Below are 20,460 nucleotides of genomic sequence, written 5' to 3'. Positions count from 1 at the left end.
TCTGGCGGCAGCAGCGGCGGTGCCGGCGGTGGCGGTGGTGGCGGCGGCTAAGCACCATACGATCAGAAGGAGACGAGCGCCGAAAGGCGCTCGTCTCGTGTATGAGCATCGTACCCAGTGTGGAGGCAACGCGGCGATTCCGCTGCTTACACAGACGCGAGCTGCGGGCACTCCAGCACCTGGCGAATGCCTCTGGCGTGATCACCGCTCAATTCAGAACTGTTCTTCGCCGCAACGGCCTAACCAAGCAAGAACGAGTGGGTTGTTAACGCCAGGTGCCGGCGATGGACGATCCCAGCATCCGGTGCACGACGCTTGCGGTCTTGTGGCTTAAAGGCCGCAATAGGGCGGTCTGTGCGCGAGACGCAACCGTTGAGAGGCCCGATCTCTCTGAAAGCTTGTATCCTCATGCGGGTCAGATCAACGCCGATTGGTGATGGAAGCGAACGTGCGTGGGACGCCAGCATATAGTGCAGTCGCCGCCTCGTCCTGCGGGAATATTTGGCCGCCAGGATATTTCATTGCTAGGGATGAATACGGCAGCGGCAACCGACGCCATCGATGCACGGCGCATCAGCAGCAGGGGTCGGCGCGGGCATCAAACTCAGTTGGATCGCAGGATCGGGACACAATCTTCGTCGTCGGGTCCCAAACCGAGATGACCGGCCGCGTGTGGCCGGTCATCGCCAGCAGCGGAGGAGTGGGGGGCTGGGGCCGCTGCTGAAGCCACTCTGAAACCCAATTTTCGCAAATAGAAGGCCGCCCGGTAACCCACCCAACCCGGACGGCCTCTTGCCGTTTCGTCAATACCAGTACGGCGCACTCACCATGACAGGTTCACGTCCCGTCGCCAATACAGCGATCGATTTAGAAGAGGTCAGCAAGTAGGATTATAGCTCGCGTGCGGTGCTGAAGCTGCCAATGCCCGATCGTCCAGAAAGATCGACGCAGCCCGGTCCGATTGCAGGTGCCAGGTTTGCTGATGATGTTGTGGACGTGCACTGTGATTGTGTTCGCCGCAACATCAAGCTTGGCGGCGATCAAACCTGGTTTTGATAACCCCGCGCAATCATCTCCAGTATTCCGAATTCGCGCTATGTCAGTTCCTGCAGGAGGGTGGCTGCCGATGACTCCGTCTGCTCTATCGGCCGCCGGCGCGCGATACGCGCAGTGACCGAGGAACTGACCCGCAAAGCCAAGTTACGAAACAAATACGGCCACTGCATTTATTCGTTCGACGAATCCGGCTCATCGGCAAAAACGCAACTGATGAGGGTCTTTGATGTGAAGGGCGAAATCCGATACGGCAAGTGGAAGACCTCGACGAAGCAGAAATTGAAAGGATCAAAAGCTATATCTGTGAAATCAACGGAATAAACCACCATCTGGAGCCTTGTCAGGCGATACTCCTTCCCGTGCTGATTTTGCACGTATAGTCAATCCTCTCGCCTCCGCTGCCCATGGCGCTGAATGCACGGGGCGCGCCGCAAGGTTCTCGCTTCGCAGACAGGCACGCACGCATCACAAATCCGCGTCGCGCCCAGAACTCATCAGCGGCTGGGCAAACCGGCGGGCGCGCCGTCAAAGCCTGCCGATCACCAGCTACGCCATTTGACGCTGGCGATACAGCCAATCGAGGGGATAACAATCCGACAGCGTCGGTGCTTTGATTGTCGATGTTTTGTGGGAGAGCGTGGCTCCCGGATCGAGGCGAAGCAAATGGCCGTCAATCCGCTCAAAGCGCTGCTGCTTCTTGCTGCCGGCTGTACCGCCGCCGCCGCAACAGTCTATGTTTCGGATGTGTTTGTCCCGTTTGACAAAGATCAGCCGCCAGCAGCGTTGCTGCCGGATGCCGCTTCGTTGGACGCTGCCGCAAAGGCTGCCCTGCCGCAAAGGCGGCCGGGCTGCCGGGACAGGATGGCGCCGTCGAGCAACAGCCGGCAAACGCGCCGGCCGCCAAGGCCGTGCTGCCCACATTCGACGTGGTCAGCGTCCAGGGCGACGGCTCGATCGTAATCGCTGGAAGGGCAGCGCCGAACGCCAGGGTGGAGGCCGTCACCGAAACGCGGAATATTGGCGCCGCCACGACCGGATCCAACGGAGATTTTGTCATCGTCATCACGCTCGAGCCCGGCGACTACCAGATCCTGCTTCGCCAGATCATTGCCGACGACATCCAATTGTCGCGGGAAGCCGCCATTATATCGGTTCCAGAAAGCGAGGATGGGGAGGTGCTGGTGCTTGTCGAGATGGCGGGTGAAGCGAGCCGGCTCATCGCAGTGCCGAACGCAAGGTCGGCCGATCCTAGGGCGCCCACGTCGGCGGGCAGTCCAGCAACTGCGCCTCCCCCTGCCCCCCTTCACGGCTTGTCGATCTCGGTCGAAGCGGTCGAAACCGAGGGGAGCAGCATGTTCGTGGCGGGAGCGGCCGATCCCGGCCGCAGAGTATTGGCTTACGCCGACAACATTGCGATTGGCGAAGCTGTCGCGTCCCCGGCAGGACGTTTCCTGATCGAGACTGAGCGCGAACTGGCGTTGGGCGATCCCATGATCCGGGTCGACGCTGTTGGGGCGGACGGGACTGAAGTCCTTGCCCGGGCGGCCGTTCCCTTCACAAATGAAGGCGCTGACGACTTTGGTAAAGTGTTTTCCGCGCCTTCAGGCGCACAAGCGAGCGAAACGACCAGCGCCCGAACCGGCAACGTCAAGAGGTCCGTCATCATAAGGCGCGGCGACACGCTATGGCGGATCTCGCGACGCGTCTATGGCCAGGGTGTGCGCTATTCGGCGATCTATCTCGCCAACCAAAGCCAGATCAAGAATCCCGACCGCATCTGGCCCGGGCAGGTTTTCCGGGTGCCCGAAGAGACGACCGAGGGCGACCTCTCCGATATGGAAGCGGTCGGCAAGCAGGCCACGACAAGCGCCATAGAATGAATGTCTGCGGCAGACCCTACCTCTCGACATCGAGCTCCATGGTGGACGGTTGTTTGGCCGCAGATTCAGCGGCATTCGTTGTATCGCGCGCAGGTTTTCGGCCCGTCGCCGCGCTATGGAACGCCGCTTTTCGAGATGGCTCGGCAGCAGGACATTTTGGGAAGATTGCGCAAGTGCTCAGAATGTTGCGCGACGGATGCGCTTAAGCTTTGCCTCGCAGGAACAGGCATGTGGCGACCGCGTGTCGCTGTTGCCGGCTCAGCTTCGAAAATCCACGGCGCCAATATTCTGCGGCCTGTGGTGTCTCCTCGTTGAATTGACTTATGCCCATGGTTTCGTTCCGCACTGACGCCTCGCGCCTGCCACCAAGCGCAAGGTAAGGGTCGACGAAGTCGAAGGGATCGAAGTCCGGACCTACCGGAACGGCAACACTCTCAAGATGAGCCGATCCGGCGCCCTCCAGGATGCCTGGAATTTTGTCTTTCAGCGCCCTTGCTCGTCTAATTATCGCTCTCATGCGGACCAGCCCGAACGGAACCGGGATTTGCGCTCGCTGCAACGCATACAATTCCGTTTCAACATTCTTTAAGGTGCGCCAAAGTGTATAGCCGTCGAGCCACCTGGACCGGGCGACAGCTCCCGCGATTGCATCTACGTCGGCCGGCATCTCCAATCCTTCAGAGCACCATACACAACTTCAAATCACACTTGAATCACAATTCCGAGTCAATTAGTCAATTGTACCTATAGCTATTCTATGCCGATCAATTGAGTAGACCTTGCTCTACTTGTCGTTGAATCCTCCTGTATTTTGCGTTGCCCCGGGCGGATGTCATGATTTTGTGCGAGGCCTGCGATCCGTGCGACCCCCGATATTGTTAAGAAATAGAGCGGCGCTATCGTCGCCCTTGAGGGACGCTTGGCAACTGCTGTTGACGCTACTGCTCGATCAAGTGCGAGCGCCGATGGGTAAGCTCGACGACCTTCACAAGCGGTCAAAGTAAGGATCCTCGCCAATCGCGACGGGAAAATGCACCAGGAGAAGCTGGATCACCGACGCCGGTCAAGCAGCCGGATCGGGAAAGCTGTGCAGAAGGGCCATTGCCAATGCTGAACGGTCTCACCAACAATGCTCCTGGCGGAAAGGACGGCAAGGGATCTACACGACCGATCCGGGCTCAACGAGGTTCAATGGCGCTGAACTGCACCGTTGAATATGCTCTGCCTCAGGGCTCCTCGAGCTATGGCCATCGGCCGGGACCAAAGAGCGAACCGCAATCAACCCCGGAACGAATTCTTGTGTCGCTATCCCACCCCTTCTCATACGGCTGAGGGGGCGGCGTTTCAGGCCAACCCATCAGGCCGATCATTGAACCAGGCAAGCACGCAAACGCGCTGTATTGGGAATTATCGGCCGCGACCAGCCTTGCTGCACTTTTGCGAAATCAACACAGGCATGGCGAGGCACTTGCGGTGCTTTCTCCTCTATACGATCATTTTGCTGATGGACTTTCTACACCGAGATTGAGAGAGGCCGGGCGGTTGTTGCATCAGCTACGCGGTAAAAACGGTTCGGAGTCGCTGCGTGATAAGGTCGAAAATCCAGGTGCCCGCCATACATCGCGATGAACTTTTGGGCCGGGCCAACCGCACCGACCTAACCCGCTTCAGACAACCTCATTTTCCAACTTCAGCAATTTGCCGGGATGCGAGTTGTCGATCTTGAGATGCGTCTCGGTCACCATACGACCCAGCACATCGGAATAGCGCGAAAGCCACAGGCTACAATGTCGATCATTCCAGGACGGTTTGACGTTGGATCGTGCCCGCTGGCCTTGTTTACTTATTGCTGCTTTCGGGTGAATTCTGGTCATTCACCAGTTCCCATCCCGCAAGGCGGCACAATATGGATCGCATCGATGCGATGAAAGTGTTCATAACCGCGATCGACGAGGGCAGCCTCGCGGGTGCTGCCCGCCGCCTGAAGCGGTCTCCGACAGCGGTAAGTCGGGCACTGGGTCTATTGGAGGTGCATGTCGGGATTGAGTTGCTGCATCGCACGACCCGGTCGTTGAAGCTGAGCGAGGCTGGGCAGCGGTATGCCGCCGCATGCCGGCGAATTCTGACCGAACTCGAGGAGGCCGACATGCTGGCCGGCGGAGAACGCGCGGCTCCTCGGGGAATGCTGACGATTTCAGCGCCGCCTATCGTGGGCGAACAGGTCTTGGTGCCCATCCTGAATGATTTCCTTGACCTCCACCCTGCCGTTTCAACGCAGCTTCTTCTCCTCGACCGTTTCGTCAATCTTGTGGAAGAGGGCGTCGACATCGCCTTGCGTATCGGCCATCTGGTCGACTCCTCACATATCTCCACCCGGCTGGGCGGCGATGTTCGCCGGGTCGTCGTGGCGTCTCCACGCTATCTCGCTGCCCATCCTCGTATTGAAGAGCCTGCCGATCTTGCAAAACACCAGATCATCGCCTTCACCAATTTCGGTCTGGAATCGTGGAGCTTTACACCGGCGAACGGCACGTCCATCCCGCGGACGGTTCAGTTTAAGCCACGTTGCACTGTCAACAGCGTGCGCGCTGCGCTGGTGTCGGCCCTGGCCGGCAGCGGTTTAACCAGGCTCTATTCCTATCACGTCGCGGAGTATGTGAGGGATGGTCGGCTGAAGATCGTGCTCGCTGAAGCCGAGCATTCTGCCCTGCCCGTTCATCTGGTTGCGCCCCACGGTCGACTGTCTGTCCCGAAGGTCCGGGCCTTCGTCGACTTCGCAGCACCACGCCTGCGTTCCGAGTTTGCACGGCTTGCGGCGGAAACCGGTATCCTCGACTGATTATGCCGGTTGTCGGTCGAGTGTCTGCTGATCCTCGGCAATTCTCCCAGAATGCGCATGGGTCTAACTCTATTGCACCAACGCCGACGGCGAAGGGCGGATCGCTAATGAAGCGGCCGCTGCAATCGAAAAGGACCACCTCCATGAGCAATCAACAGAAAGTTGTCATCATCACCGGCGCATCACAAGGTATTGGCGCCGAACTGGTTCGCGCCTACCGCGGCCGGAACTATCGCGTCATCGCCAGTTCCCGGTCGATCCAACCTGGTGCCGACGCGGACGTCCACGCCGTGCCAGGCGACATCGGCAACGCCGAAACCGCGGAGCGGATCGTGCGCGAAGGACTTCAACGCTTTGGCCGCATCGACTCCCTGGTGAACAATGCCGGCGTCTTTCTCGCAAAACCGTTCGTCGAAATGACGCAGGAAGACTATGACCATAATCTCGCAGTGAATGTGGCCGGTTTCTTCCATATCACCCAACGCGCTGCCACTGAGATGCTAAAGCAGGGCTCGGGCCATATCGTCAGCATCACAACCAGCCTGGCCGAACAGCCAATCCTCGGCATGCCCTCCGCGCTCGCGTCCCTGACCAAGGGCGGGCTTAACGCGGTGACCAAATCGCTGGCAATGGAATTCGCAAAGAGCGGCGTTCGCGTCAACGCAGTTTCTCCAGGCGTGATTAAGACGCCAATGCATCCGCTCGAGACCCACCCGACGCTCGCTGGACTGCACCCGGTTGGCCGCATGGGCGAGATTCGCGACGTTGTCGATGCCGTTCTCTATCTCGAAACCGCGAGCTTCGTTACGGGCGAGATCCTGCATGTCGATGGTGGCCAGAACGCCGGCCGCTGGTAATCGGCCCAATAATTCGCTGCCGCGCTCCGTCAGTGCTGCCGCTCACCAAAACAAAAAATCAAAAGGAAGAACGCAATGCCTATTGTCACGGTACAGATTACCCGCGAGGGCAGCACACCGGACCGCAACGCGGTCACCGCCAATGAAAAGGCGGCTATCATCAAGGGTGTCAGTGAAGTCCTCCTGGACGTCCTGAACAAGCCGCTTGAGTCGACCTACGTCGTGATCGAGGAGATCGATCTCGACAACTGGGGCTGGGGTGGCCTTCCGACAGTGCAGTATCGCCAGCAGCGGGCCGCCGGAAAATCCTGATCGTCTCCAACTGATGAAGAAAACCTCGGCGGACCACCGCCGGGGTTTTAAAGGACCGACGGCGATGAGCTTGTTACGCTCAATCAGACGGCAACAGGGGTCAACGCCTCCGCGAGGTTGTCGAGTGACGATGTGACAATGAACGTCGATCTGCAGCTTTTCGTGGACAACGTCTGCTGTTGGGCAGTAGCTAAGATGCTTCGAACGGCCGCCATCAGGCCGACCCGGCAAAATATCACGGCATCCCTGGCGGTGACGTCGCCAGCCATGCACGAGGGCGTAAATATTCGCCTTGAATCGTGACGTGACAAGATACCAAGGACCCCGAGCCCTGACCTAACGGCCAGCCATCGCGAACGCTCAGCCTGCTCGAGCAGATGCTGTTCGCGCTCCGCCAGGCCTAATGCCGAAGCGAAGATGAAAAGCCTTGCTGAAGGCGCTTTCCGATTGGAAACCGACTTCGGCAGCTATCCCGGCTAACGGCCGGTTTGAAGCTCGCAGCTTCCTTCGGGCCAATTCAAGCCGCATCTCGGAGAGAAAAGCCAAGGGTGGAACATGCGCGGTCTTGCGGAAGATGCGGACAAGGTTAGCCCGCGATGCGTTCGCTAGCGTCGCAAGTTCGTCGAGGCTCCATGCGCGGCCAGGCTGGTCGAGCATCGCGGCAACGGCACGGCCAGCCTGTGGATGTCCCAGCAAAGACAGCAGCCCATCTGAGGCGTGTTCGGATTCCAAATGTGCGCGCACGACTATGATCATCAGGCTGCTGGCCATATCAGCCGCAATTGCCGATGCTCCTGCCCGAGCGCCGTTCAGCTCCTCCGCAAGGAAGGTGATGAGTTGACGGATGTTGGAGGAATCTCGACCTACCGCACCTTTGATGACAATCACTTCTGGCAAGGCGGAGAGCACCAGGTTTTCGCCTGCGTGATCGAACCTCAGTCGACCGCAGATCAGCCCGGCTTCGGGTTGGGCTTCGGTGTTGGACTTTACGAGGATTGTGCCGTTGGAATGGCCCTGAATCTTGAACGGTCCCGGGTCATCGGGAGCAGTGTCCGGTCCGTGCATGACATGAGCGCTCCCGCGAGGCAGGACCGCGATGTCTCCTGATTCGAGAGCAACCGAGCGAGGCAGGTCTGGAAGGTGAAGAACGCAGGTGCCGTCCGTGACGATGTGGAATGGCGCCCACGCGTCCGGCTCGGGTGGATGAGGAGACGCCCACTGCGATCCGAAGCGGCAAACATATTGTAGTTCGGGGCGGACTCTGAGCAGTGGCGCCAAGCCGCTGAGGATATCCAGGGGAACGGCCTGGTCGGCAATCCGGTTTGGATTCATCAAGTTGATCCGCAGGGACACAAGGCTGAGCCTTTAGAGCATTTGCCCTTCGACCAACCTGCCATAATCTCCTCCTCGTCCAATTCATGCACCATTTGAGGAGAGAACGAAATGCCTACGGTCACCACGAAAGACGGCGTCGATATTTTCTACAAGGACTGGGGTTCCGGCCAGCCCATCGTCTTCAGTCACGGCTGGCCGCTTTCGGCCGATGATTGGGACGCCCAGATGATGTTTTTCGTCAATCAGGGCTTCCGCGTTATCGCCCACGATCGGCGTGGGCACGGCCGCTCCACCCAGGTTGGCGACGGCCATGACATGGACCATTACGCCGACGACCTCGCTGCAGTGACGGCGAAGCTCGACCTCAAGAATGCCATCCACGTCGGACACTCCACCGGCGGCGGCGAAGTCGTCCACTACATCGCGCGCCACGGTGAAAGCCGCGTAGCGAAGGCCGCGATCCTGAGCGCGGTCCCGCCGCTCATGGTGAAGACCGAAGCCAATCCCGGCGGGTTGCCGCAGGACGTGTTCGACGGCTTCCAGGCGCAGCTCGCGGCTGGCCGCAGCGATTTCTACATCGCCGTCGCTTCCGGGCCGTTCTATGGCTACAACCGGTCGGGCGCAAAACCCTCCGACGCTGTGATCTGGAATTGGTGGCGGCAGGGCATGATGGGCGGCGCAAAGGCTCACTATGACGGCATCGTCGCGTTCTCGCAGACCGATTTCACAGAGGACCTGAAGAAGATAACCGTTCCGGTGCTGGTGATGCACGGTGACGACGATCAGATCGTTCCTTACGCCGATTCCGCTCCGCTGTCGGTGAAACTGCTGAAGAATGGGACGCTCAAGACCTACAAAGGTTTCCCGCACGGCATGCCGACGACTCATGCCGACACCATTAATGCCGACCTTCTCGCGTTCTTCCAGTCATAAAACGACGATAGCGGGCCGACTGACCCGGCCCGCTATCGTCGTTGTCAAAGCTCTAACCGGCCTCACCCAAGCGAATCCATCGAACAACGCCCCTGATCGGGCGGCGCCGGGGTGGCGCCGCCCGAAATCCATGCAAGCTATCTGCCCAATGCGACCCGTTGAAGGTAGCAAGGAGATAGAATATGCCCGACATATCCGAAATGCTGTTCGACCTGACACATCCCAACCAATACCAGTTGCGGGAACTGGTTGCAGCCCTCAGCGATGAAGAGCGACGCTTGCTGCTCGAACATGGCGAAGAGGCCCCATTTTGCGGTGTTTTCGTCCACGAGGTAGGGGCTGTATACCTGCCGTTTGTGCGGACTGCCGTTGTTCAACGGCGGCGGCAAGTTTGAAAGTGGCACAGGCTGGCCAAGCTTTACCGCGCCCTTCGCTCAGGATCATCTCCGCAGCATTCAAGACACTCGCCATGGCGTCGTCAGGACGGAGATCGTCTGCGCCCGTTGCGGCGCGCACCAAGGTCATGTCTTTCGAGACGGCCCGCCTCCGACCGGGAACCGCTTTTGCATCAATTCAGGATCGCTGGCATTCACACCCAATGGAGAGCCTCTTCCTGACAAGCTCCACCGACGCGCCCCTGAAGGTGAGCGGTGGAGGAGCTGAATTTTCGTTAAAGACCGTCAGGTATAAGACATTCCAAACCGCACAGTGACAATGTCGCCTTTGGTCACGGAGCGACGCTTCAGGAGCGTCACCCCAAGGCATCTAGAGTTCGACTTGCTCGGAAATTGCCAACGAGAGAGCGGTCATTGACACCCGCCACTTACGAGGCACGGTGAACAAGGCGCTAGGGCTGTCAGCAGTTGGCGGCCTTATGTCCCTCAACGCGTGCTTAACGCCGCCATGCGATCGAGCGCTACGGTCAGGCCGCGGAGGGACACTGGAAACGTCAGCTGGGTCTCGGCGGCGGTCGTGACATTGAGCTTCAGCACCGAGCCTTCTCTCATCTTTCCGAGCATCGCCGGATCGATCGAAAACACGGCAAGGCACCCTGTGGGCTGGCAGGTCCTGAACCGCAGGGGCGACAATGGCGGCTGGTCGTCGATCTGCGGCGTCACGCCAGAGTCGAGCAGTATGCCGAAGGGCAGAAGCAGGGTAGCCGTTGCCGAACCATCTGCACTTCTGTGCACCTCCACAGCAAGAAGCCTCTGGCCGTTCTGTTGCACTTGGTCCTGCGAGAGCGAGCAGATCTTCGCGTTCTCCCGAATGGCGCAGGCGACGCTCCAGTCCTGATATACTTCCCGGAGGGACGACGCTCCATTAGGAAGCGCTGCCACCTGTTGCTGGGCCGACGCGGCTGACAACAAAGAGAATACAATTGCTCCGCATGCGGAAACGGTCTTGTGGCGAAGCCTCATGTACATACCCATTCCCGAACCTTGCATTGCGTCCCTGACCGCTCACAGGCTGCGAGAGCAAGGTTCTCAGCTTCCCGGCGTGTTGGCGCCGATTTTGCGCTCCAAGGTGTGATTCGGCCGACCTTTTCCTTGCCGATAACAAGCGCGCCACAACGGTGATAGGGAAAACCGGTATCATCGTCGTCGTCCCAATGTCGATGGTTGCGAAACACCTCAACGACAACGCATCCCGTGCCTTCGACATTCTCACAATGCTCGAGCGCGATTTCCATGGCCTCCTGCCGCTTGTCGGCGCCCCAAAAGAAGCCGTGCTTTTCGTCCGTCTCGGAGTAGGCGATTGCGGCCCAGATGCCGCGCTCCTCTTGAGGCGGTGGAACCGGCACATCGGCAGCCGTGGGAAGGTCAGCCGCGCCCAGCTGCGCTGTTGTGACCAACACCATGCCGATCGCACCAAGGGCAAAACTCAATCTCATTTTCCACCTCCTTGTGTTCCTGTCGCCGACGCTACGGAAATGACGACGCAGCTGTTTCCTGTTGGTAGGAGCATTGCGTTGCCACCGTTATCGGGAAGTTCGTAGACGCTGATCTGCGCAAGATTGTTGGTAAGCTTGCTTCCCTTCGGAAGCATGGCCGGCATATCGGCGCATGATGCCGCAAACGGCGCCACCCGGATCATCGAACCTTCACAAAAAGAGCCTGTCGGCGCAGCGACCACAACACCGGCCGCCGGGCCGTTGTAGCCCTCCGCGGCATAGTTCATGCCAACCAGAGCTTGCACGACGTGTTTGTCGGCGGCCTCGTTGTTCCAGACCGACTGTACACTATAGGTGGCGCCGTTCGTCAGCAGCTCCCCGAGAACCGGAAAGACCGTGGAACAGGATTGCAGGCCCGCTTGCATGGCATGCTGCAGAAACGGCGTGTCAGCCAGCGTTTGGCTGGCTTCGTTGGTTTTCGCAACCGCCGGCTGCGATACGAAATTCCTAACCACATCGTATTGGATGGCGGTGAGGCCGGCAGCGCCGACGGCGACAAGTCCGAACAGCGAGAAGACCGCCATTCTCAACCAGCTTCGCTTCGGCCTGTTCCGATCAACGACACCATCCTGAACAGCATCTTTGCTCTGGTTCCGAAATATTATGCGATCATGGATTGATTGCTGGTTCACCAAAATGTCTCCGTCAATTGATCGCCTTAACGGCTGTAGAAAGGCCCTTGAGGGTTGCGGTCACGCTGACGGTCTTCCCATCTTTTGTCGAATAGGAGATGGTCGGTGCCGCGTTTTTCGAAATCTGTTCACGCATGATGGGACCGACCGGCAGCATTCCGATGCAAATTGCTGCGTTGCACCCATCGAGTTGGACCCTTACCGGCTCTTCACGGCCCTCGAATTTCAGCGACACCAGGCCATCGCTCTTGGCGACCGGTGCGGTGCGCAAGATCATGTAGGGGTTGCCTTCCTTGGTGGCGGCAAGGGACCAGCTGAATGCGACCTGTCCTTCGTGGTCCTCGACAATCTGGGTGACGTTGCAAACCCTTTGGCGAGCCTTCAGGTTCTCGTCGCAGATCAGCGTCCAGTTCTCGAACGGACGAGTGGTCCGTTGATATTCACCAAGCGTTGCCTCCGGAGGCAGCACGACCTCGGAAGGCTTTATTCTATAGCCAGAACCGACCGCCTCCTGTCCGGCCGCATATGGACCGGACAGTAACAGACAAGCCAGAAAAATCGGGGCGGCAAAGGCCGCTTGCCTAAACATGATGAGCTCAGTTCAGGGTGAAGCTGAGACCCGCGCCGACGCCCCAGTGCCCGTCAGTCGTTGTTCCCGACAGATTCGCGCGGACACGTCCGTTTTCGCTTGTATAGCCGGCGCCGAAGGCCAGTGCGCCTTCGCTGCGCCAGTAGCCTCCCCCCATAGCGACACTGAGCTTACCGGGACGATCGTCGTAGCGCAGCGAGGCCGCAGCAAGCCCAATGGCGGCGGCCTGCCTTGCCTCATCACGGATTTCGCCGACCTCCTGGTTCAGTTGATCGAACTTCTGGTCGGTATAGCTGTTGGCCTGGTTCAATGTCGTTGCTGCGACCGTGTCCGTATAATCATTGGCGGTGTCGATCGCATAGCTGACACGGTTGTCGGTATAGGACCTGGATTCGGTGATCCCCTCGTTCAATTGGGAGACATTGACGGCATCGGTGTCCGCCACGCCCGCACCTACATTCGAGATGATCACGGGCGCATTGACGTCGCCGCCCTGCAACGTGATGCTGTTCTTTTTGCTACCATCCGGATTCAGGTCATATTGGACTGCGTTCTGGGTGATGCTTCCCACATCGGTCTCCAGATCCTCGATTGCCGTATTGGTCGCGTGAAGCTGGGAGCCGTTGATGGCGTCTGTGCTGTCTGCCGATACTCGGCCGGCAGCAACATTCGTGATCGTCCGTTCTGCGCCGTCAGCGCCGACGCTGACAGTTCCGACGGGTGCGGTGCCGGCAAAGTCGTAGCTTTGGCCGTTAATGACGGCGCTCGAAGTGCCGACGGCAGCTTCCGTCACAGACCCCGAACCGAGTGCGACATCGTTGGCATTGTTCGCCTCAGCCCCCTGGCCGAGGGCCACAGCGCCCTGCGCCCCCGCGTTCGCGCCATTGCCGGCAGCCAGGCTGCCGTCACCGCTCGCGACACTTTCGGGTCCGATCGCGACGCTGTCCACGCCGGTCGCCTGCGAGTCGGCGAGCGTCGAATTGGCGTGGAAGTATTTGATGCCACCGCCGCCGTTGATCTGATTGCTGAGGTTGGTAAGGCTGGCGTCCACGGCAGTGAAGCCATCATAGACCGTCGTATAGCTGCCGCCCTGGATGTTGTAGGTCGGCCCGGTGATCGAGCCGTCGGGGTTGACCACCGTCGTGCCGCCGAAAAGGTTGGTGACGTTCTGCGTCATGCCGCGCAGCTGCGAGACGTTGACCCCATCCGTGTCCGCCGACCCGGCGGCAACATTGGTCAGCTTGCGCTCGGAACCGGCCGCGCCGATCGACACCTCGCCGACGGAGTCCTGCAGCGCGGCAAGGCCAAACGCCGTATAATCCGTCTGGGCGCCAACCGTGGTGATGGAATTGCCGCCAAGCGCAATGCTGTTGGCGTGGTTGCTTTCAGCGCCAGCTCCGATGGCGACGGACTGAATGCCCGCTGCGAGGGAATTCGTGCCGAGCGCAATGCCGTCGGCCAACATCACATGAGCGCCCTGGCCGATGGCCGTGCCGCCCGGCGCGATCTGGTCGACGATCGCGCCGTTGCCGATGCCGACGCCGTTGTCGGCGTTGACCACCGTCGTTGGGCCGACCGCAATCGACTCCGCGCCCACGGCAAGGGAGTCTCCGGCCGTCGAATTGGCATGGAAATACATGGACGGGGTCGTCGCGACCGAGGCGATGGCGCCCTGGAGCTGGCGGATCGTCACCGCGTCCTGGGCATTCGTGCCATCCGCCACATTGGTGATCTGACGGTACGAGGTGTCCGTGCCCACCGAGACCGCGCCAAGCAGCGTCTTGTCGGTCGTATTGTATTCAATGAAGTTGGTTGCCCCGGCCGGAATCTGGCCGGTGACCGGAGCCAGCGCGCGATCGGCGATCGACCCGGAACCAAGCGCGACGCCGCCCACGATGCTGGCCTGGCTGTCACGTCCGAGTGCGAGCGAATTGTCGGCCACGGCAGTCGCCTGATAGCCGACGGCTGTGGAGGCGATTCCCTGGGCGGAAGAATCCGCGACCGGCAGCGTACGGTCGTTTGTACGCACATACCGGATGCCGTCGCCATTGGCATCGGTGTAGGCTGTCGAGGTGTCGCCGGCGATGTTGTTGACCGTGTTGCCCAGGTTGGTGATGTTGCCTTCGGCCGTCGTCACGCGCCCGTCGAGATTGGTGACGTCGCCCTCGACCGTCGTCACGCGTCCATCCAGATTGGCGATGTCAGTCGTGTTCTGCGTGACCTGCTGGTTGGTCGCGAAGAGCTGCGATCCGTTCACCGCGTCGGTCGAGCTGTTCGAGAGCCGCCCCGCCGCGACGTTCTGGATCTGGCGCTCGGCGCCCAGAGCGCCGACCGAGAAGGCGCCGGCCGGCGTCGCGCCTGCGAAGTTGTAGGTCGTGCCGCCGATCACCGCGTTGGATACCACCGTCGTCGCGCCCGACACAGCGCCGGAACCGATAGCGACGTCGTCGGCGTTGTTGGCCACCGCGTTCGGCCCGATCGCCACCGAGTCAGTCCCCAGCGCCTGCGAATCCGGCAGCACCGAATTGGCGTGGAAATACTTGATGCCGCCGCCATTGTTGATGTTGTCGACGGTGGTGCCGAGGCTGTCGACCGCCTGGTTGGTCGCGAAGAGCTGAGAACCATTGACTGCATCGGTCGAGCTGTCACTGAGGCGGCCCGCCGCGACATTGGTGATGGTACGCTCCGCGCCCAACGCACCCACGCTGACTGTCGAGACCGGCGTCGTGCCGGCGAAATTGTAGGTGGCGCCGTCGATCACCACGTTCGGCGTCGCCACCGCGGCCGCCGTCACCGAGCCGGAGCCCAGCGCCACGTCATCCGCGAAATTGGCGACGGCCGTATCGCCGAAGGCGACCGCGCCCGCAGCGCCCGCGCGGCTGAAGTTGCCGAGCGCGACCGAGCCCTGGCCGATCGCAACATTGTTGTTGCCGATGGCGACCGCGCCGTTGGCCGCGTTGGCCGCCGTGGCGGTCGCCGTGCCGTCGGCATTGGCGATGTTGTTCGCGCCGCCCGTGAAGGCGCCGGTGCCGCTGGCGTAGCTCGGATCGCCGATCGCGACCGCGCCGTCCCCGTAAGCGACGTTGCCGGCGCCGATGGCGACAGCCTTGCCCCCGGTTGCGGTCGCGCCCGTGCCGATGGCGACCGCGTCGGCAGCGTCCGCCACCGCGGTATGGCCCATAGCAATCGCGTTCTCGGCGGTTGCGTTCGCATTGACGCCTATCGACGTCGTATTGTTGGCGCTGACGCCGATGCCGGCATTGGTGCCGATGGCGATATTGTCGTCGCCCGTCACCAGGTTGCCGGCGGAAGCTGCAAGCGTGCCGTCATAAGTGACGGAACCGTCGCCGGTTCCCATGGAGACGTTGCGCGCTCCAGTGACGCCGGAGCCGGCACCTCTCATGGCGTTGGCGATGCCACCGCCGACAGCGGTATTCTGTGCGCCGCTGACGAGCGTACCGGCAGCGATACCCATCGCTACAGAACCGCTATTGGCAGTGGTTGACCCAGCGCCGGCCCCCTGTCCGACAGCAACCGTGCTGTCGCCGACAGCCACCGCTTGGCCACCGAGTGCGAGCGCAGTGTTCCCTGTCGCCCGAGCCGCATTGCCGACGGCGGTGGCGGCAAGGCCCGTCGCCGAAGTCGCGCGGCCGAGGGCCGTAGCGGAATCGGCGCTGGCAGCAGCCCCGTTGCCGACTGCCGTGCTGAAATCGGCAGTGGCCTGCGTGGCCTGGCCGAGCGCGACCCCGAAACCGCCGGAAGCGAGCGAATTGGTGCCGATCGCGATGCTGTTGGGTATGGCCGTGTTGGCCTGAACGCCTGCGACCGCGCCCAGGCCGAGCGCGATGGACTGGTTACCCCAGGCGCGGGCGTTCAAACCCATCGCCGTGGCGCTCGTGCCCGTCGACTGGCTTTGACGCCCGATCGCAATGGCGTCGACCTGAGACGCTATAACGTCCGTGCCGATGGCGATGGCGCTCTGTGCACTGGCGCCTGTTCCAAAAGTGCGTGCGCCAAGATAGATGGAGTTCAACGCGGACGCGGTCGCCTGGGCGCCGATAGCGACGGCATTCTGCAAGCCTGCGTTCGCGAGGAAGCCGTTCGCAACGGAGCCTTGTCCGCTCGCGGTGGCACCGAAGCCGAAGGCGGACGACGTAGCACCGGTCGCCTGAGCGGAGGCACCAAAAGCAGATGCATTTAGCCCGGCGCCGGAGCTCGTTCCTATCGCGACACCGTTTTGGGCGGTAGTCGTGGCTTCAACGCCAATAGCTATGGAATTCGTTCCACCAGAAACCGAGCGACAGCCGATCGCCATGCCGCCGCTGACGGCCCCTGCGGTGACGGTCGCCCCGTTACCACCACAGCCGATCGCCAAGCCGAGGGTGGACCCAGGGGCCACGGTGCCACCGCCGGCCGTGTAATTCTGCGCTTGTGCTGGCGCCGCGGATGAAACCGACAGCGCCAACGCGCCCAACGCCGCCGCAGCGGCCGGTCTCCAGCCGAGTTCCATCCACCGGCGTCTCGTCGCCTTACTAGCGAACTCGACGAAAACCCGCCCGCAGTTTGGACAGGTCGGCTCTTCCGGCAGCACGCTCGCGGCGGCACAGGCGACCGCAGGCGCCGAGCCATAGAGAGCGGAGGCCAAGGTTCCGCCGGCGCCGAGCGTGCCGAGCCCCAGCCGCTTACGTCCCATTCCGAGCACGCAGTGTGCCAGCCGCAGCGCCGCCATCAACCTGCGGCGCAGCGAACGGCTGTCGCCGCTGCCTGAAACCCAGTTTCCGACAAATCCACCACGAGATCTGGCGCGTCCCTCGATGCCTGCAGTCATGTTGCGTTTTCCTCGTTTTTGCCCAGGCTTCCTGTTGCCGCATTCGCCCGGGCGGTTGAAAGGTCTTCGAGATTGGACGCCTTTTCCTGAAGGGCGCTTCCTATCTTCGCGCCCTGGCTCTCGATCAGCGCACAAGCGCTCGCAAGCCATGGCTGCGTGGGTTCCGGCATCGTGTGCAAGGCAGCGTGGACCCGCTCCGGCGGCAGCTTGACCGCCACCAGCGCGCGGCAGACATCGAAATGGAGGGCCGGTTCCCCCTCGGCATAAGCCGGAGAGGTCAATCCAAGCACGAAGCAGGCAAAGAGATGATCGATCTCCGCGTCGCTGATCCGGCTGGCGTATTGGCGCTGTAAGGCAGTCCAGGCCGCTTCGGCCTTCGGTGCAAGGCCTTGGATCTCCGTAGGCTGCTTCGACGAAGCGAAATTATCCATGGAAAGCCCGAGCATTGGCGTTGAGCACTTCCGGAGATCTCTTGCAGGCGGCACGCATCTCTTCCAAACCCCAGTCATCTAAGCATAGTTGGCGGAGGCATCGTGCCGTACACCGGACGATTCCAGTGCAAGCAGGAGGGCACAATTTTGCCCTGCGGTATTTTTGAAAAGTGCGATCTTTTTTTAAAAAGTCCGACAAAACGCGCTCGGACAAAGGCAACCGCAGATACTGTGACGCAATGGCCACACAACCTGCAACGCATGCTCGAAACTTGCCCTGCCGAAGGAGCGGAGGTCTTGAATGCCGCCCCTAAAATGACGAGGGAAGGAACTATCCGCCCCGCCGCATTTGCATCGGCGTCATTTGCCGGTATTTCTTCATGGTGGTTGTCAATTGGCTCTGGTCTGAAAATCCACTCAGATGAGCGACTTCTGGGATCGCAAGGTCACCTTTGACAAGCAGTTCTTCAGCGAATGCAAGGCGCCGCTTTACCAGATAGCGATGCGGTGGCTCCCCGAACGTCTGCGTGAAAGCGTGAATAAAGTGGCGACGGTTTAGACCGGAGACAGCGGCCAATTCGGCCACGGATAATTTGCGGGTAAAATTCTCGCCAAGGAAGTCCACCACTCTCGCCGCGGCGCGCGCGGAAAGACCGCCCTTGGCATTGGCAGGCACTTTGTGTGTGCTCGAATAGTTTCGAAGAATATGGATCGCGAACATCGTGATCAGCGAGTCGATATAGAGCTCGCTTGCGGCTTCACCGGATGTCAGTTCCGCCTTGAGCTGCCTTCCAAGGTGGAGCGCCGAGAGATCGATGGTTCCAAAGGGCGGCGGCTGGAGCTCCACTCTGCCCGCGTCGAATTCACGCGCGGCCAGCTCGAGCAGGCTTTCAGGCGCCAGTGCAACAACCACGTTTTCCCTGGTGGACGACCAAGCCACGTAGTTTTCCTCGTTCGCCGGGATGACCGCGAGCATGCCAGCTGGTGCGTCAAACTCCTGAACCTTATCGCCCTCGCGCGCGGCTCTCATTCCTGGCGCAGGCGTGAGCGACACCGTCATTACATGGTCTTTAGCTCGGAATGTATGCTCGCCTGGCGGGCGAACGGTATGGAGCGCGCCGCCTCGAAAGGTAGTCAGGCGCGGACCCTCGGTTTCGGGAATGCCATTGAATATGCACCTATCGACAACTTGCCGATCTTGGTCAGAGCTTCGATGATCCAAGATACCATTCTTCCGCTGCATCCGCCGTAGCCCCCATTGCTAGCCGAACGATTTGCGGGGCTGGCGACCAACGCTGCCGGCTCGCGCAACCAAAGGGATGCGTAAGTGCCAGGCTCTAAAATGCCGCAAACAAACCCCTGAACCGCCGCAATTGAGTTGAAACCTAGTCATGAAGTTTACACTTGACAACAGAATGTTGCGCACTGTGAATAATTTAGATTTTGCTAATTTAGTAGAAGGATGCAAGCCAAGGTAGATTGCGCACTACTGAAGTAATTGTAAGATTTATTGTAGCAACTATTGTCTTACTCGCAGACATATTACGTTTCACTCACGCTCTTCTTAGCCTGCTTTCTGCTAACGGTACTGACCAACCACCGCTCAGATTCCTATCGGGTCGTATCGACATTTTGCGCGATGTATTCGTGGGAGCGTTTCAAACGCTGCAGAGCGAAAATGCGCGTGGAACGAAGAGGTCGGAGAGCTGCTGAATCTTCGAAAGCAGAAAGCGACGTGGCGTTTGCTGCTGGGCGTGATGTATAAGAGCGTCGGCGGCTGGCCATACGGCGATGGGCATGAATACGCCCGGCAGGCCCTGAGTAGCAGGTTTCGATTGAAAACAATGCTCCAGGAGGTACGTTCCAAGCCCTGCCAGGTCCTTGTATGGCCCACAGAAGCTCGAATTTGCGCTCCGCGCAGCAGACGGCACACCGTAGTTTCCTGCCTCTGTTCCCGACGGAATGTTGGTGAGATGCGTGGTCAGTACTTACGGAAGTACGATTCTTTGATTATAAGATAAGTGCGATATTGCGTTGCCCAATTTTGGGTCACGCTGAGCGGCGTGTAATTTGCTTGTGGAGACCTGCCGCCAGATGCCGGTGGTCGTCATGTCACGAGAGTACGGCTCGCTGGAAACGGGCGGGAAAAATCCCTTCAGCGAGCCTGCTTGCCGAACGTCCCAAGAAAAGCGGGCCAGACCGCGGCGCAATTCAGCCCTTGACGAGACCCTAGGAGGCGGATGGGATGACTGTTGGTGAACTGATTGCCGTATTGCAGGAGATGCCTCAAGAGTTGCCGGTCCTGGTGTCGTCGCAAGACACCGGTTACACCGAACACTTCGAAGTCGCCCTCGAGATCGTAGCCGAGGATGAAGCCTACGCATCCGACGATTGGTGGGCCGGACGCTATCAGCCTTTCAGTGACAGCCTTTCGCCACGGAAGGCCTTCAATGCGGTTCTGGTGACCCGCGGGGAGGCACGCTAGATTTCTCCCCGCATCTCATACGTGCCAGGAATCTTCATGCACACGGTCCATCCGATCAGGCAGCGGCGAAACGCCTACCGTGAACCTGTGATGCTAATAATGCACAGGGCCTTCCTGGAGACCGAGGCATCAGTTCGGCGACGATCCTTTCCAAAACCCACGGTGCTGATCTTCCGTGCCTGCGGCATCGGCTTTCGATCGGCCTGATATCCTTAGAATGCCCAGCTCCAGTCGGCGAGAGCGCATTCGCCGGGTGCTGTGCGGGTGAGTGCCTTTCAAAACCGAAGCTTCAGCGGCCGTCCGGCGTTCTCAGGCCGAACCACTTGTCCTTA

Annotated in this window: 18 protein-coding genes and 1 pseudogene; 9 read left to right on the top strand and 10 right to left on the bottom strand. The window is 60.3% G+C overall.

The features are described from left to right. Positions 1-1,116 precede the first annotated feature (1,116 nt). Positions 1,117-1,377, top strand: coding sequence for a hypothetical protein (locus MAXJ12_RS37060; RefSeq protein ID WP_139044030.1), 261 nt, complete (start codon positions 1,117-1,119; stop codon positions 1,375-1,377). Positions 1,378-1,964: 587 nt separating this feature from the next. Next, a complete protein-coding gene (locus MAXJ12_RS25050) occupies positions 1,965-2,936 on the top strand; it encodes a LysM peptidoglycan-binding domain-containing protein (protein WP_008838857.1) in 972 nt (323 codons plus the stop codon). Between the two features lie 202 nt (positions 2,937-3,138). On the opposite strand, the gene MAXJ12_RS25045 is transcribed toward MAXJ12_RS25050, so the two are convergent. Both MAXJ12_RS25045 and MAXJ12_RS37055 read right to left on the bottom strand, forming a co-directional pair. Further along, on the bottom strand, positions 3,139-3,603 hold the full coding sequence (locus tag MAXJ12_RS25045) for a hypothetical protein (RefSeq protein WP_008838856.1): 465 nt from the start codon (positions 3,601-3,603) through the stop codon (positions 3,139-3,141). A 1,000-nt stretch (positions 3,604-4,603) separates the two neighbouring features. Then, positions 4,604-4,810, bottom strand: a complete 207-nt coding sequence (locus MAXJ12_RS37055; protein WP_139044029.1) for a hypothetical protein — start codon at positions 4,808-4,810, stop codon at positions 4,604-4,606. Between the two features lie 32 nt (positions 4,811-4,842). On the opposite strand from MAXJ12_RS37055, the gene MAXJ12_RS25040 reads away from it, so the two are divergent. From MAXJ12_RS25040 to MAXJ12_RS37765, 4 genes are all read left to right on the top strand, one after another. Continuing rightward, positions 4,843-5,775: a LysR family transcriptional regulator gene (locus MAXJ12_RS25040; protein WP_008838855.1), complete on the top strand. Its 933-nt coding sequence runs from the start codon at positions 4,843-4,845 to the stop codon at positions 5,773-5,775. Positions 5,776-5,918: 143 nt separating this feature from the next. After that, positions 5,919-6,632: an SDR family NAD(P)-dependent oxidoreductase gene (locus tag MAXJ12_RS25035; RefSeq protein WP_040587880.1), complete on the top strand. Its 714-nt coding sequence runs from the start codon at positions 5,919-5,921 to the stop codon at positions 6,630-6,632. A gap of 75 nt (positions 6,633-6,707) precedes the next feature. Beyond that, positions 6,708-6,944, top strand: coding sequence for a tautomerase family protein (locus MAXJ12_RS25030; RefSeq protein WP_008838853.1), 237 nt, complete (start codon positions 6,708-6,710; stop codon positions 6,942-6,944). Between the two features lie 138 nt (positions 6,945-7,082). Then, entirely contained in the window at positions 7,083-7,247 is a 165-nt protein-coding gene (locus MAXJ12_RS37765) for a hypothetical protein (RefSeq protein WP_157999661.1), read from the top strand. A gap of 57 nt (positions 7,248-7,304) precedes the next feature. On the opposite strand, the gene MAXJ12_RS25020 is transcribed toward MAXJ12_RS37765, so the two are convergent. Continuing rightward, on the bottom strand, positions 7,305-8,276 hold the full coding sequence (locus MAXJ12_RS25020; protein ID WP_139044028.1) for a cupin domain-containing protein: 972 nt from the start codon (positions 8,274-8,276) through the stop codon (positions 7,305-7,307). Between the two features lie 111 nt (positions 8,277-8,387). Between MAXJ12_RS25020 and MAXJ12_RS25015 the strand changes: the two genes are divergently transcribed. Then, entirely contained in the window at positions 8,388-9,212 is an 825-nt protein-coding gene (locus MAXJ12_RS25015; RefSeq protein ID WP_008838850.1) for an alpha/beta fold hydrolase, read from the top strand. Positions 9,213-9,394: 182 nt separating this feature from the next. Then, positions 9,395-9,875: pseudogene (msrB, locus tag MAXJ12_RS25010) on the top strand (peptide-methionine (R)-S-oxide reductase MsrB). 218 nt (positions 9,876-10,093) lie between these two features. On the opposite strand, the gene MAXJ12_RS25005 reads toward msrB, so the two are convergent. The 7 genes from MAXJ12_RS25005 to MAXJ12_RS24975 all read right to left on the bottom strand — a co-directional run bounded on the left by MAXJ12_RS25005 (position 10,094) and on the right by MAXJ12_RS24975 (position 18,703). Continuing rightward, positions 10,094-10,630 carry an invasion associated locus B family protein gene (locus tag MAXJ12_RS25005; RefSeq protein WP_008838848.1) on the bottom strand — a complete coding sequence of 179 codons (537 nt, stop codon included), beginning with the start codon at positions 10,628-10,630 and terminating at the stop codon, positions 10,094-10,096. Beyond that, the gene (locus MAXJ12_RS25000) at positions 10,627-11,103 is read right to left on the bottom strand and encodes a DUF4189 domain-containing protein (RefSeq protein ID WP_008838847.1); all 477 of its coding nucleotides are present in this window, start codon (positions 11,101-11,103) and stop codon (positions 10,627-10,629) included. The genes MAXJ12_RS25005 and MAXJ12_RS25000 overlap by 4 nt, the downstream gene beginning before the upstream one ends. Beyond that, positions 11,100-11,795, bottom strand: a complete 696-nt coding sequence (locus MAXJ12_RS24995; RefSeq protein ID WP_040587873.1) for a hypothetical protein — start codon at positions 11,793-11,795, stop codon at positions 11,100-11,102. The genes MAXJ12_RS25000 and MAXJ12_RS24995 overlap by 4 nt, the downstream gene beginning before the upstream one ends. 13 nt (positions 11,796-11,808) lie before the next feature. Then, positions 11,809-12,384 carry an invasion associated locus B family protein gene (locus MAXJ12_RS24990; RefSeq protein ID WP_008838845.1) on the bottom strand — a complete coding sequence of 192 codons (576 nt, stop codon included), beginning with the start codon at positions 12,382-12,384 and terminating at the stop codon, positions 11,809-11,811. 7 nt (positions 12,385-12,391) lie between these two features. Then, positions 12,392-17,212 (bottom strand): YadA-like family protein, encoded by a 4,821-nt coding sequence (locus tag MAXJ12_RS24985; RefSeq protein ID WP_008838844.1) that lies wholly within the window; start codon positions 17,210-17,212, stop codon positions 12,392-12,394. After that, on the bottom strand, positions 17,209-17,658 hold the full coding sequence (locus tag MAXJ12_RS24980) for a hypothetical protein (RefSeq protein WP_008838843.1): 450 nt from the start codon (positions 17,656-17,658) through the stop codon (positions 17,209-17,211). The genes MAXJ12_RS24985 and MAXJ12_RS24980 overlap by 4 nt, the downstream gene beginning before the upstream one ends. Before the next feature lie 316 nt (positions 17,659-17,974). Beyond that, positions 17,975-18,703 carry a helix-turn-helix domain-containing protein gene (locus MAXJ12_RS24975; protein WP_008838842.1) on the bottom strand — a complete coding sequence of 243 codons (729 nt, stop codon included), beginning with the start codon at positions 18,701-18,703 and terminating at the stop codon, positions 17,975-17,977. A 1,185-nt stretch (positions 18,704-19,888) separates the two neighbouring features. Here MAXJ12_RS24975 and MAXJ12_RS24970 point away from each other — a divergent pair. Continuing rightward, positions 19,889-20,128, top strand: a complete 240-nt coding sequence (locus MAXJ12_RS24970; RefSeq protein WP_008838840.1) for a hypothetical protein — start codon at positions 19,889-19,891, stop codon at positions 20,126-20,128. Positions 20,129-20,460: the final 332 nt, after the last annotated feature.

The organism is Mesorhizobium alhagi CCNWXJ12-2 (assembly GCF_000236565.1).
Classification (GTDB): Bacteria; Pseudomonadota; Alphaproteobacteria; order Rhizobiales; family Rhizobiaceae; genus Allomesorhizobium; species Allomesorhizobium alhagi.
The sequence above is the reverse complement of the archived record's forward strand: the minus strand, read 5'-3'. Positions and strand labels throughout refer to the sequence as shown.